The following is a 12,394-nucleotide window of genomic DNA, read 5'->3' as shown; positions in this document are numbered from 1 at the left end:
ATGCACGTCCCGGCCCACCCGAGGCCGCCCCGCAAGGCCGCCGCCCCGCCTGGCCTCTGGAAGGCCACCCCACTCCGCCCGCCCCGCCCCGGGCCATGGCAGGAATGGTGGGCTGCTTGTCATTGCGGCCATGCCGCAATGGGCCAAGAATCGGAGGCATGGAGCAGCGAACCGTTCTGGTCGTCCTCTTCGGGGGCGTCCAGAGCCTTGACGTCACCGGCCCCGTGGAGGTCTTCACGGGCGCCGGTCTGGCCCACGGCGGCGCCGACCCCGCGTACCTCGTGCGCACCGCCTCCCTGGACGGCGGTCCCGTACGGACATCGAGCGGCCTCACGCTCGTCCCCGACCACGCCCTGCCCGACGCCCCCGTGCCGCACACGCTGCTCGTGCCCGGCGGCATCGGCACCCGCCCGAAGGACCCGGCACTGATCGACTGGCTGCGCGAGCACGGCCCGCGCGCCGAGCGCCTGGTCTCGGTCTGCACCGGCGCCATCCGGCTCGCCCAGGCAGGCCTCCTGGAGGGGCGCAGGGCGACGACGCACTGGGCGTACTGCGCCGACCTCGCCAGGGACCATCCGGGCATCGAGGTCGACCCGGACCCGATCTACGTACGCGACGGCCATGTCGCGACGTCCGCCGGAGTCACCGCGGGCATCGACCTCTCCCTGGCGCTCGTGGAGGAGGACCTGGGACGCGAGGTGGCGCTGACCGTGGCCCGCCACCTCGTGGTGTTCCTGCGCCGCCCGGGCAACCAGGCGCAGTTCAGCGTCCAGCTCTCCGCGCAGACCGCCCGGCGCGAACCGCTGCGCGAGGTGCAGCAGTGGATCACCGAGCACCCGGACGAGGACCTCTCGGTGGACGCGCTCGCGGCGCGCGCCCGCCTCTCGCCCCGCCACTTCGCCCGCTCCTTCCAGGCCGAGACGGGCCTGACGCCCGGCAAGTACGTCGACCGCGTCCGCGTCGAGCACGCGCGCCGGCTCCTGGAGGACACCTCCGACGGGGTGGAGGAGGTCTCTCGCGCCTGCGGCTACGGCACCCCCGAGGCCATGCGCCGCGCCTTCCTCAAGGCGCTCGGCACGGCCCCCGCGGAGTACCGCCGCCGCTTCCACCCCACGCCACCCGCGGCGGACTCCGCCGCACCGGCCGGCACATCCCTCGCCCACGCCAACCGATGAGGACACCATGCAGATAGCCATTGCCCTGTACGAGCGTTTCACCGCCCTGGACGCGATCGGCCCCTACCAGACGCTCTCCCCGCTGCCCGGCGCCGAGACCGTCTTCGTCGCCGAGCAGACGGGACCGGTCCGCGACGACAGCGGGAACCTCGCCCTGATCGCCGACAAGTCGTTCGCGGAGGTGCCGCGCCCCGACATCGTGGTGGTGCCCGGCGGCCCCGGCCAGAGCGACCAGATGGAGAACGAGTCGCTCCTCGGGTGGCTCCGCGCCGTCGACGCCACCTCGACCTGGACGACCTCGGTGTGCACGGGCTCGCTCGCGCTCGCCGCCGCCGGTCTGCTCAAGGGCCGCCGCGCCACCTCGCACTGGCTGGCCCTCGCCGAGCTGGACAGGCTCGGCACGGAATCGACGGGGGAGCGGGTCGTCTTCGACGGCAAGTACGTCACCGCGGCCGGTGTCTCCTCGGGCATCGACATGGGCCTCGCCCTGGCCGGCCGGATCGCGGGCGACGAGCACGCGCAGTCCGTGCAGCTCATGACGGAGTACGACCCGCAGCCGCCCTACGACGCGGGCTCCCCGGAGAAGGCGCCCGCGCACCTGGTGGCGAAGTTCCGCGAGATGGCCCGCTTCGGCCAGTAGAGCCGGTAGCCGGTAGTCAGCAGTCAGCGGCAGTCCAGGTGAAGCGCGGCTGTCTGCGCTCCAGGAAAGCGGCGACCCCCTCCGCGGTGTCGCCGCTGCCGCGCGCCTGCTCCCGCCAGTACGCGTCGCGATCGGTGCGCCCCGCGGCGAACTCCTTCGCCGCCGCCTGCGTGAGCTGGGAGCGCGCCGCCAGGACGCGGGCGAACTCCGCGACCCGCTTGCCCAACTCGCCCACGGGCAGCACCTCGTCCACCAGGCCGGTGCGCGAGGCACGCTCGGCGCCGATCAACTCGCCCGAGAACAGCAGGTACTTGGCGGTGGCGGGACCCACCAGGGAGACCAGGCGCCGGGTGGACGACGCCGGGTAGACGATGCCCAGCTTCGCCGGCGTGATGCCGAAGGAGGCGCCCTCGTCGGCGAAGCGCAGGTCGCAGGCGGCGGCGAGCTGGCAGCCGCCGCCCACGCAGTAGCCGCGGACCGCCGCGAGCGTCGGCTTGGGGAAGGCCGCGAGCGCGTCCTCGGCCCGCACCGCGAGATCCTGGGCCGTCCCCGCCGATTCCCGCAGCGAGGAGATGTCCGCACCGGCGCAGAAGGTGTCACCCGCGCCGGTGAGCACCAGGGCGCGCACGGCCGGATCGGCGGCGAGCCCCGCGAGCAGCGGCGGCACCTGGCGCCACATAGCGGCGGTCATGGCATTGCGCTTGGCCGGATGGCCGATGACGACGGTGGCGACGCCGTCCGTGACGGTGTGACTCAGCTGCGGCTCCATGCGCCGGATGCTATCCGTGTCCCTCCACCGGCAAGGCCTGCGCGCCGTCAGCCTCGTACAACCTGAAGAAACCGTGAAGACGGCAGGAGAACTGCAAGAGCAGTCATGAAAATTGGCGTGGCATTGCGGCAGCGATCGAAAAGCGTCGATAATCGCCGACTTTTCGTCAGTACCGCGGCCCGGACCAGCGCGTTCCCAACACTCGATGTGTGGTGACTATCGAGCGCGAGGGCGGCGACCGGACGATGGAGAACGACGGGAGAGGCCCCGGCCCCCTTCCCGGCGGCGGCCCGCGGGTGCCGTACGAGGGGGTGTGGCGCTTCACGGCCCCCGCCGTCGACGCCTCCGTGCCTCAGGCGCGGCGCGCGGTGCGCGACCTGCTGGACCGCCAGGGTGTGCCGGTCTGCGACGACGCGCTGCAGGGGCTGCTGCTGATCGTCTCCGAGCTGGTCACCAATGTGGTGCGCCATGCCGCCCTGCTGTCGCCGATGCTCGCGGTGGAGGTCGCGGTCGGCGCCGAGTGGGTGCGGGTCTCCGTCGAGGACAACCACCCCTACCGCCCGACGGCCCTGGTGGCCGACCACGGGCAGACGGGCGGGCGCGGACTGCTCCTGGTGCGCGAGGTCACGCGGGAGGCGGGCGGTGCCTGCGACGTCGAGCACACCGCGAGTGGGGGCAAGGTCATCTGGGCGGCCCTGCCCCTCAAGCCCGCCAACGGCCTGGACCCGTCCGGCGCGGGCCCGTCGGGGCCGGGCCACTCCGGCCTCGGCCCCGCGGGCCCGTTCTGACGGTTACCAGCCGGCTGACGGATACCCGTCGGCTGACGGTTACCAGCCGGCGGAGGTCCCGGTCAGCTCCCTGATCGCGGGCCGCGCCGCGTCGAGCACGGTCATGAACCACGCGGAGAACGGGCCCTTCTCGTGCCGGTCCCGCAGCTCATCGGCGGTCACGAAGACGGTCTCGCCGACCTCGGAGGCGTCCGGACGCAGCTGCGCCTGGACCATCCCCACGAAGAGGTGGTTGAACTCCTGCTCCACGAGGCCGGAGTCGGGGTCCGGGTGGTTGTAGCGCACGGTGCCCGCCTCGGCGAGCAGCGAGGGCGAGACGCCCAGCTCCTCGTACGTGCGACGGGCGGCGGCGGCGAACGGCGCCTCGCCCGGGTAGGGGTGCCCGCAGCAGGTGTTCGACCAGACGCCGGGGGAGTGGTACTTGCCGAGGGCGCGCTGCTGGAGGAGGAGGCGGCCCTGCTCGTCGAAGAGGAAGACGGAGAACGCCCGGTGCAGTTGCCCGGGTGCCTGGTGCGCGGAGAGTTTCTCCGCGGTGCCGATCGTCCTGCCGTCCTCGTCCACGAGTTCCAGCAAGATCGCTTCTCCGGTGCCGTTCGACGAACTGTTCGCCGCGGTGGCAGGTGTGATCGGCATACCCATCCTTCGCTTCGGTCTTCGAGCCTCAAGTCTGCCGTACGTTCCGGGGACTCCAGGCACGTGCGGGCCCGCATGTCCCGGCGCGCGGAAGCACGCCGGGACACGCGGCGGGCGCCTCTGACGAGAGCGCCCGCGCGAGCCTCAGACCCCGAAAGCGGCCGGATACTCGATCATTCCCCGCGGCAGTGGCGCGGAATCGCCCGACCCGTCGAGGACGAGCGCCATCATGGCCTCGTCCGGAACCTCGAAGCCTGGCCGGATCCCGTAGCCGGAAGCGGGCCGGAAACCGAACCTCGGGTAGTACTCGGGATGCCCGAGGACCAGGACGAGCCGCTCCCCACGCGCGCGTGCCGCGTCGAGCACCGCGCGGACGACGGCTGATCCGGCCCCCGTCCGCTGGTGCTCGGGCAGCACGGCGACGGGCGCGAGGGCGAGCGCGGGCGCCCCGTCCACCCGGCAGCGGGTGATCAGGGCGTGGGCCGCGACCGAGCCGTCCGGCGCCTCGGCGACCCAGGACAGGCCGGGGAGCCAGGCGCCGGGGTCGGCGCGGAGCGCGTCGACCAGGTCGGCCTCGGCGTCCGTCCGGAAGGCGGCGGCGTGCACGGCGTGCACGGCCGCCGTGTCCTCGGCGGTCTCCGGCCTGGTGGGCCAGGCGTCGACCGGTCGCAGGACGTAGCCGGTGTAGCCGAACTCCGTCCCGTGCTCGCGGCGCATCGCGATCTCCTCGCGGGTCGCGGCGAGCGCCTCGGCCATCCCGGGCGCGCCGGGGTCCGCCGCGTCCGCGCGCGCGGCGAGCGGGCCGTAGTACTCCTGCCAGTCGGACTCGGGCTGCGCGTGTACGCCGAGCACGGCGTACCCGGCGGCGGTCGCGGCCCGGGCGTTGTCGGCGCCCGTACGCAGCGTGTAGTGCCGCTCCCAGAAGGCGCGGGCCGCGGCGGACGGCTCGGCGGTGGTCCACTCGCACTCGGTGAGAACGAGCGAGCCGCCGGGCGCGAGCAGCCGGCGCCAGGCGCGCAGGGCGGTGTCGAAGCCGATGCTGTACACCGAGCTCTCGGCCCAGACGAGGTCGAACGACGCGTCAGGGAAGGGAAGCGCGGCCATGTCGGCCTGGAGCGGGGTGATCGAGCCGGTGAGCCCGCGCCGAAGCGCGGCCGCGCGGAGCTCGTCCAGGAACGGCTCGTGCAGATCGACGGCCGTCACCTCGGCACCCGCCTCGGCGGCGAGCAGCAGCGAAGCCCGTCCGGGTCCGCAGCCCAGGTCGAGCACGCGCGGCCGCTCGGGCAGCGCGCCGGCGAGACGGAACAGCCGCCGGGTGGTGTCGTCGGAGCCGGGACCCTGCCGCGGAAGGCCGTGGTGCAGGGCGAAGAAGGCGTCGGTGATGGAAGCGTGGTCGGTCGACGTGTTGTCGGTCAACGTGGGAAACCCTTGGATGAGGGGCCCGCGGACGCGGCGTACGGAAGGTGTACGAAAGGTCAGACGCGGGCCCGGTAGGTAAGGACGCACATGTCGCCGCGTGAAGCAGCGCCAGTCACGGCAGTCATCGACCCACCTCCGAAGTCACCAGGGCTCCGCTGTGGGAGCCGCCGTGACCGTACCACCGGGCGTGATCACGGCGCCCGCGATTTATCAGTGGCAGAGCCCGGCCTCGTGCCGCGCGTAGCCGCTGGGCTCCAGCTGGAAGGTGCAGTGCTCCACGTCGAAGTGGTCGCCCAGGCAGCCCTGGAGCTCGTGCAGCATCTTCTCGTGGCCGAGCGAGTCGAGCGTGCCGGAGCCCACGACGACGTGCGCGGAGAGCACGGGCATGCCCGAGGTGATCGTCCAGGCGTGCAGGTCGTGGACCTCCTCGACGCCGGGCAGGGCGAGTATGTGGGCCCGTACCTCCGTCATGTCGACGTCCTTGGGCGCGGATTCGAGGAGGACGTTCAAGGTCTCCCTCAGGAGTTTCACCGTGCGCGGGACGATCATGACGCCGATGACGAGCGAGGCGACCGGGTCCGCCGCCTGCCATCCGGTGAGCATGATCACGACCGCCGAGACGATGACCGTCACGGAGCCGAGGGTGTCCGCCACCACCTCCAGGAACGCGCCCCGCACATTGAGGCTGTCCTTCTGGCCGCGCATCAGGAGCGTCAGCGAGATCATGTTGGCGACGAGGCCGAAGGCGCCGAACCAGACGGTCAGGGAGCCCTGTGTCTGTGCCGGGGTGATGAACCGCTCGACCGCCTCGTACAGCACATAGCCGCCGACGGTCAGGAGCAGCAGGCAGTTGGCGAGCGCGGCGAGTATCTCGGCGCGGGCGTAGCCGAAGGTGCGGTTCTCGGTGGCCGGGCGGTTCGCGAAGTGGATCGCCAGCAGGGCCATGCCGAGCCCGACCGCGTCCGTCGCCATGTGCGTCGCATCCGCGATCAGCGCGAGGGAGTCGGCCATGACGCCGCCCACGATCTGGGCCAGCATGACGGTGATCGTGATGCCGAGCGCCACCCGCAGGCGCCCCTTGTAGGCGTTGGCCGCCGTCCCCGTGACCGGTGCCCCGTGTGTGTGTCCGTGATCGTGCCCAGCCCCCATGGAGCCGCCTCCCGCGTCGCTCATCGGTCTGCCGTTCGGTGGTCGCGCGACCACAGTGAACTACGGGCGGGGGGTATTGGCAACGCGGCACTGAACACCGTTGTCACCTGCCCTGACCTGCGAAAATGGCAACGGTTGCCGTCAAGGGAAGGTGTGCAGGTCAGGACCTCGCGGCGACGGCCGCGACACGCTCAGGGGCGGTCCCGGCGCGCCTCGGGGTGACGCAGACACCACCCCGCCCACGCCGACTCGACCATCTCGCGCACCGAGCGGCGTGCCCTCCAGTCCAGCTCCTTCGCGGCGAGCCGCGCGTCGGCCACGGCACGCGGCGCGTCGCCCGCGCGGGCGGGCTCCACGAGGGCGGGCCTGTCGTCGCCGCTCACCTCACCGATGAGATCGATCAGTTCGCGTACGGAAACGCCCTCGCCGCGGCCGATGTTCACCGTGAGGTCGCCCTCGACGCCCCGCGTGAGCCGGTGGGCCGCCGCCAGGTGGGCCTCCGCGAGGTCGGACACGTGGATGTAGTCCCGTACGCAGGTGCCGTCCGGGGTGGGGTACGTGTCGCCGAAGATGCGCGGCGGCTCGTCGCGCGTGAGGCGGTCGAAGACCATCGGGATGACGTTGAACACGCCGGTGTCGGCGAGCTCGGGAGCCGCGGCGCCCGCCACGTTGAAGTAGCGCAGGCACACCGTCGCGATGCCGTGCGCCCGGCCCGCGGCCCGCACCAGCCACTCCCCGGCGAGCTTCGTCTCGCCGTAGGGGCTGACCGGAGCGCACGGCGTGTCCTCGCCGACGAGGTCCACGTCCGGCGGGTTGCCGTACACCGCCGCCGACGAGGAGAAGACGAAGCGCTTCACCCCGGCCTCGGCCACCGCTTCGAGGAGCGTCGTCAGGCCGCCCAGGTTCTCCCGGTAGTAGCGCAGCGGCTGCTCCACCGACTCGCCGACCTGCTTGCGGGCCGCGAGGTGCACCACACCGGTGACGGCGTGCTCGGCGAGGACCCGGCGCACCAGGCCGCCGTCGAGAGAGGAGCCCTTGATGAGGGGAATGTCCGCGGGCAGCCGCCCCGGCACCCCGGAGGAGACGTCGTCCAGGACGACGACGTCCTCACCGGCACCGGCCATGACCCGCGCCACATGTGCCCCGATGTATCCCGCTCCGCCTGTGATCAGCCATGTCATGGGCGACCACCCTAAGCGAACACTCCGGGGGTGCTAAACGGCCGCTCCTGGACAAGCCGGGCGCGGTGCGGGCGCGGTTTGTGAGGGCGGCCCCCCATCCACCATGATGATCGTGAGGGCCGGGGTCCTCGCAGGCCGCCCTTACGGGGCGTGAACGGGTGGTGAACGCCCGCTTCCCGGCATCCGATAGCCTCTGCCGACGTGCCGCCCGGCCGCATGGCCAGGGGCGCCCCTCTTACGCACGTGCCCGGCGCGAGCCGCGCCGGGAATCAAGGAGTGAGTTCGTCTGTCGACCGCCATCCTCACCGGTCAGCCGGTACCCGGGTCGCCGCTCGAAGGTGATCTGCGGTCCCTCGGTTTCGACGTGCGGGTCGCCTCCGGCGCGGCGGACGCCGAGACGCTGCTCGCCGCCGTACCGGCCGGCCTGCGGGTCGCCGTCGTCGACACGCGCTTCGTCGGTCACGTCCACGCGCTGCGCCTCGCCCTCACCGACCCCCGCTTCGCCGCGTCGGCGGTGCCCGGCGCCGTCACGGCCAAGCCCGAGGCCCGCCAGGAGCTGACCCGCGCCCTGCGGGCGAGCGCCGCGGCCCACGGCGGCGTGGCGACCCTCGACGCGCTCCCGGACTCCATCGCCGCGGCCATGGAGTCCGGCGCCACCGATGTGCACCGCCCCGACCTCGGCACCCTCGTCGCCACCGTGCCCGACGACCCGCAGGCCCGCAACGAGGCCCGGCAGGCCGTCGCCGCCGTCGACGACGAGGCCGTGCGCCTGCGCGGCGCGGTCAAGGCCAGGGACGGCTTCTTCACCACGTACTGCATCTCCCCGTACTCGCGCTACCTCGCACGGTGGTGCGCGCGCCGGGGCCTGACCCCGAACCAGGTCACCACCGCCTCGCTGCTCACCGCCCTGATCGCGGCGGGCTGCGCGGCGACCGGCACGCGCGGCGGCTTCGTCGCCGCCGGTGTGCTGCTGCTCCTCTCCTTCGTCCTGGACTGCACGGACGGCCAGCTCGCCCGCTACTCGTTGCAGTACTCCACGCTCGGCGCCTGGCTCGACGCGACCTTCGACCGGGCCAAGGAGTACGCGTACTACGCGGGCCTCGCGCTCGGCGCGGCCCGCGGCGGTGACGACGTGTGGGCGCTCGCGCTCGGCGCGATGGTGCTCCAGACCTGCCGGCACGTCGTGGACTTCTCCTTCAACGAGGCGAACCACGACGCCAGCGCCAACACCAGCCCCACCGCCGCCCTCTCCGACAAGCTCGACAGCGTCGGCTGGACGGTCTGGCTGCGCCGGATGATCGTGCTGCCCATCGGCGAGCGCTGGGCGATGATCGCCGTGCTCACCGCGGTCACCACCCCGCGCATCACCCTCGTCGTCCTGCTCGTCGGCTGCGCGCTCGCCGCCTGCTACACCACCGCGGGCCGCGTCCTGCGCTCGGTGACCCGCAAGGCCACCCGCACCGACCGTGCCGCGGGCGCGCTCGCCGACCTCGCCGACAACGGCCCCCTGGCCTCGGCCTTCTCCGCCCTCCGGCCACGGGTGACCTGGCTGCGTCCCGCCCCGGTGCTCGCCTTCGTCGGCGGCGCCGTGCTCGTCGGCACGGCGCTGGCCAACCCCTACGGCAGCCCCGTGGTCGTGGCCGCCGCCGCGCTGTACATCGCCCTGTCGGGCCTCGCCCTGGTCATGCCCCTCAAGGCCCCCCTCGACTGGCTGGTGCCGCCGTTCTTCCGGGCCGCCGAGTACGGCACGATCCTGGCGCTCGCGGCCAAAGCGGACGTGAACGGAGCACTGCCGGCGGCTTTCGGGCTGGTGGCCGCGGTCGCCTACCATCACTACGACACGGTGTACCGCATCAAGGGCGGTACGGGCGCACCTCCGCGCCGGCTGGTGCGGGCGATCGGCGGCCAGGAAGGCAGGACCCTCGTGGTCGTGCTGGCCGCGGCCCTGCTGCCCGCCGAAGATTTCACCGTCGCGCTCACGGCACTCGCCGTGGCCGTGGCACTCGTGGTGCTCGTCGAGAGCATCCGCTTCTGGGTGACCGCTCACAAGCGTGGCGCACCCGCCGTACACGATGAAGGAGAACCCGCATGATCGGCCTCGTCCTTGCCGCAGGCGCCGGACGGCGTCTCCGTCCCTACACGGACACGCTGCCCAAGGCTCTGGTGCCCGTCGACGGGGAGACCACGATCCTCGACCTGACGCTCGGCAACTTCGCCGAGATCGGTCTCACCGAGGTCGCGATCATCGTCGGCTACAAGAAGGAAGCCGTCTACGAGCGCAAGGCGGCCCTTGAGGCGAAGTACAACCTCAAGCTCACGCTGATCGACAACGACAAGGCCGAGGAGTGGAACAACGCCTACTCCCTGTGGTGCGGGCGTGACGCCATCAAGCACGACGTGATCCTCGCCAACGGCGACACCGTGCACCCGGTCTCCGTCGAGAAGACGCTGCTCGCCGCGCGCGGCGACGGCAAGAAGATCATCCTCGCCCTCGACACGGTGAAGCAGCTCGCCGACGAGGAGATGAAGGTCATCGTCGACGACGCCAAGGGCGTGCAGCGCATCACGAAGCTGATGGACCCCTCCGAGGCCACCGGCGAGTACATCGGCGTCACCCTCATCGAGGGCTCCGCCGCCGACGAGCTCGCCGACGCGCTGAAGACCACCTTCGAGCGCGACCCCGACCTCTACTACGAGGACGGCTACCAGGAGCTCGTCAACCGCGGCTTCAAGGTGGACGTGGCCCCGATCGGCGACGTCACGTGGGTCGAGATCGACAACCACGACGACCTCGCCAAGGGCCGGGAGATCGCGTGCCAGTACTGACGAGGCTCATCCCCTCGCCCGTCGTCGTCGACATCCGGCCGGGGGCGCTCAACGACCTGGCCGGTGTCCTCGCCGACCAGCGGATCTGCTCGTCGACCGGCAAGCTCGCCATCGCCATCAGCGGTGGCTCCGGCGCGGTCCTGCGGGACCGCCTCATGCCGTCGCTGCCAGGCGCCGAGTGGTTCGAGGTGGGCGGCGGCACGCTGGACGACGCCATCAAGCTCGCCGACGCCATGAAGAAGGGCCGCTACGACGCGGTCGTCGGCCTCGGCGGCGGCAAGATCATCGACTGCGCCAAGTTCGCCGCGGCGCGCGTGGGTCTGCCGCTGGTCGCCGTCGCGACGAACCTGTCGCACGACGGCCTCTGCTCCCCGGTCGCGACGCTCGACAACGACGCGGGCCGCGGCTCGTACGGCGTGCCGAACCCCATCGCGGTCGTCATCGACCTCGATGTGATCCGTGAGGCGCCCGTCCGTTTCGTCCGCTCCGGCATCGGCGACGCGCTGTCCAACATCTCCGCGATCGCGGACTGGGAGCTGGCCGCCCGCGAGCGCGGCGAGGACATCGACGGCCTCGCGGCCGCCATGGCCCGCCAGGCCGGCGAGGCCGTGCTGCGCCACCCCGGTGGCGTCGGCGACGACGCGTTCCTCCAGGTCCTCGCCGAGGGTCTGGTCCTCACCGGCATCGCCATGTCCGTGTCGGGCGACTCCCGCCCGGCGTCCGGCGCCTGCCACGAGATCAACCACGCCTTCGACCTCCTCTACCCCAAGCGCGCCGCGAGCCACGGCGAGCAGTGCGGCCTCGGCGCGGCCTTCGCGATGCACCTGCGCGGTGCCCGCGAGGAGTCGGCGTACATGGCCTCGGTGCTGCGCCGCCACGGCCTGCCCGTGCTGCCGGAGGAGATCGGCTTCACCGTGGAGGAGTTCGTCAAGGTCGTGGAGTTCGCTCCGCAGACCCGGCCGGGCCGCTACACGATCCTCGAACACCTCGACCTGTCCAACGACCAGATCAGGGACGCATACGCCGACTATGCAAAAGCCATCGGTAGCTGAGCTCCGCCCGGTCGTCCACCCCCCGGGGGTGAAGGACCGGCGGAGCGGCGAACACTGGGCCGGCCGGCTCTACATGCGCGAGGTCTCCCTGCGCATCGACCGGCACCTGGTGAACACGCGGGTCACGCCCAACCAGCTGACCTACGTGATGACCGTCGCCGGCGCCCTCGCCGCCCCCGCCCTGCTGGTGCCGGGCATCACGGGCGCGGTGCTCGGCGTGGTCGCGGTCCAGCTCTACCTGCTGCTCGACTGCGTGGACGGCGAGATCGCCCGCTGGAAGAAGCAGTACTCGATGTCCGGGGTCTACCTGGACCGCGTCGCCGCCTACCTGTGCGACGCCGCGGTCCTGGTCGGCTTCGGCCTGCGCGCCGCCGACATCTGGGGCTCCGGGCGCATCGACTGGCTGTGGGCCTTCCTCGGCACCCTGGCCGCCCTCGGCGCGATCCTGATCAAGGCCGAGACCGACCTCGTCGGCGTGGCCCGTCACCAGACGGGCAAGGAGCCGGTCAAGGAGTCCGCGGCCGAGCCGCGTTCCCCCGGCATGGCGCTGGCCCGCAGGGCCGCCGCCGCGCTGAAGTTCCACCGGCTCATCCTCGGGGTCGAGGCGTCCCTGCTGATCCTGGTCATCGCGATCGTGGACCAGGCCAGGGGCGACCTGTTCTTCTCGCGCCTCGGCGTGGCGGTCCTCGCCGGCATCGCGCTGCTGCAGACCCTGCTCCACCTCGTGTCCATCCTCGTATCGAGCAGGTTGAAGTGAGCACC

12 protein-coding genes are annotated in these 12,394 nt (G+C 72.3%); 7 read left to right on the top strand and 5 right to left on the bottom strand.

What is annotated here, in order from left to right; all coding sequences use genetic code 11:
* Positions 1 to 158: 158 nt before the first annotated feature.
* Both ACZ6JY_RS35485 and ACZ6JY_RS35480 read left to right on the top strand, forming a co-directional pair.
* The gene (locus ACZ6JY_RS35485; protein ID WP_469202750.1) at positions 159 to 1,175 is read left to right on the top strand and encodes a GlxA family transcriptional regulator; all 1,017 of its coding nucleotides are present in this window, start codon (positions 159 to 161) and stop codon (positions 1,173 to 1,175) included.
* 7 nt (positions 1,176 to 1,182) lie between these two features.
* Positions 1,183 to 1,815, top strand: a complete 633-nt coding sequence (locus ACZ6JY_RS35480) for a DJ-1/PfpI family protein (protein ID WP_469202748.1) — start codon at positions 1,183 to 1,185, stop codon at positions 1,813 to 1,815.
* A gap of 16 nt (positions 1,816 to 1,831) precedes the next feature.
* On the opposite strand, the gene ACZ6JY_RS35475 is transcribed toward ACZ6JY_RS35480, so the two are convergent.
* The gene (locus ACZ6JY_RS35475; RefSeq protein ID WP_469202746.1) at positions 1,832 to 2,584 is read right to left on the bottom strand and encodes an enoyl-CoA hydratase/isomerase family protein; all 753 of its coding nucleotides are present in this window, start codon (positions 2,582 to 2,584) and stop codon (positions 1,832 to 1,834) included.
* Positions 2,585 to 2,829: 245 nt separating this feature from the next.
* Between ACZ6JY_RS35475 and ACZ6JY_RS35470 the strand changes: the two genes are divergently transcribed.
* A complete protein-coding gene (locus ACZ6JY_RS35470; RefSeq protein ID WP_469202934.1) occupies positions 2,830 to 3,372 on the top strand; it encodes an ATP-binding protein in 543 nt (180 codons plus the stop codon).
* A 39-nt stretch (positions 3,373 to 3,411) separates the two neighbouring features.
* Here the strand turns inward: ACZ6JY_RS35470 and idi are convergent, their stop codons facing one another.
* From idi to galE, 4 genes are all read right to left on the bottom strand, one after another.
* Positions 3,412 to 4,005: an isopentenyl-diphosphate Delta-isomerase gene (idi, locus tag ACZ6JY_RS35465; RefSeq protein WP_469202744.1), complete on the bottom strand. Its 594-nt coding sequence runs from the start codon at positions 4,003 to 4,005 to the stop codon at positions 3,412 to 3,414.
* A 144-nt stretch (positions 4,006 to 4,149) separates the two neighbouring features.
* Positions 4,150 to 5,421, bottom strand: coding sequence for a bifunctional class I SAM-dependent methyltransferase/N-acetyltransferase (locus tag ACZ6JY_RS35460; protein WP_469202743.1), 1,272 nt, complete (start codon positions 5,419 to 5,421; stop codon positions 4,150 to 4,152).
* Positions 5,422 to 5,634: 213 nt separating this feature from the next.
* Complete coding sequence (locus ACZ6JY_RS35455; protein ID WP_469202932.1) at positions 5,635 to 6,573, bottom strand: cation diffusion facilitator family transporter; 939 nt, start codon at positions 6,571 to 6,573, stop codon at positions 5,635 to 5,637.
* Positions 6,574 to 6,764: 191 nt separating this feature from the next.
* Positions 6,765 to 7,754, bottom strand: coding sequence for a UDP-glucose 4-epimerase GalE (gene galE / locus ACZ6JY_RS35450; RefSeq protein WP_469202742.1), 990 nt, complete (start codon positions 7,752 to 7,754; stop codon positions 6,765 to 6,767).
* A gap of 286 nt (positions 7,755 to 8,040) precedes the next feature.
* On the opposite strand from galE, the gene ACZ6JY_RS35445 reads away from it, so the two are divergent.
* Genes ACZ6JY_RS35445 through ACZ6JY_RS35430 form a run of 4 tightly spaced genes read left to right on the top strand, consistent with a single transcriptional unit; the run spans position 8,041 to position 12,389 of the window.
* Entirely contained in the window at positions 8,041 to 9,846 is a 1,806-nt protein-coding gene (locus ACZ6JY_RS35445) for a DUF5941 domain-containing protein (protein WP_469202930.1), read from the top strand.
* The gene (locus ACZ6JY_RS35440; protein WP_469202741.1) at positions 9,843 to 10,580 is read left to right on the top strand and encodes a phosphocholine cytidylyltransferase family protein; all 738 of its coding nucleotides are present in this window, start codon (positions 9,843 to 9,845) and stop codon (positions 10,578 to 10,580) included. Before ACZ6JY_RS35445 ends, ACZ6JY_RS35440 begins: the two co-directional genes overlap by 4 nt.
* Entirely contained in the window at positions 10,568 to 11,632 is a 1,065-nt protein-coding gene (locus ACZ6JY_RS35435) for an iron-containing alcohol dehydrogenase family protein (protein ID WP_469202739.1), read from the top strand. Before ACZ6JY_RS35440 ends, ACZ6JY_RS35435 begins: the two co-directional genes overlap by 13 nt.
* A complete protein-coding gene (locus ACZ6JY_RS35430; RefSeq protein WP_469202737.1) occupies positions 11,610 to 12,389 on the top strand; it encodes a CDP-alcohol phosphatidyltransferase family protein in 780 nt (259 codons plus the stop codon). Before ACZ6JY_RS35435 ends, ACZ6JY_RS35430 begins: the two co-directional genes overlap by 23 nt.
* Positions 12,390 to 12,394: the final 5 nt, after the last annotated feature.

The sequence above is a fragment of the Streptomyces sp. NPDC046335 genome, assembly GCF_055587985.1.
This window is presented reverse-complemented; position numbering and strand designations above follow the sequence as displayed.

Bases quoted from the DNA above. Each gene is read 5' to 3' on its own strand.
- ACZ6JY_RS35485 (WP_469202750.1), top strand. From the start codon at position 159: ATGGAGCAGCGAACCGTTCTGGTCGTCCTCTTCGGGGGCGTCCAGAGC.
- ACZ6JY_RS35480 (WP_469202748.1), top strand. From the start codon at position 1,183: ATGCAGATAGCCATTGCCCTGTACGAGCGTTTCACCGCCCTGGACGCG.
- ACZ6JY_RS35475 (WP_469202746.1), bottom strand. From the start codon at position 2,584: ATGGAGCCGCAGCTGAGTCACACCGTCACGGACGGCGTCGCCACCGTC.
- ACZ6JY_RS35470 (WP_469202934.1), top strand. From the start codon at position 2,830: ATGGAGAACGACGGGAGAGGCCCCGGCCCCCTTCCCGGCGGCGGCCCG.
- idi (WP_469202744.1), bottom strand. From the start codon at position 4,005: ATGCCGATCACACCTGCCACCGCGGCGAACAGTTCGTCGAACGGCACC.
- ACZ6JY_RS35455 (WP_469202932.1), bottom strand. From the start codon at position 6,573: ATGGGGGCTGGGCACGATCACGGACACACACACGGGGCACCGGTCACG.
- galE (WP_469202742.1), bottom strand. From the start codon at position 7,754: ATGACATGGCTGATCACAGGCGGAGCGGGATACATCGGGGCACATGTG.
- ACZ6JY_RS35440 (WP_469202741.1), top strand. From the start codon at position 9,843: ATGATCGGCCTCGTCCTTGCCGCAGGCGCCGGACGGCGTCTCCGTCCC.
- ACZ6JY_RS35430 (WP_469202737.1), top strand. From the start codon at position 11,610: ATGCAAAAGCCATCGGTAGCTGAGCTCCGCCCGGTCGTCCACCCCCCG.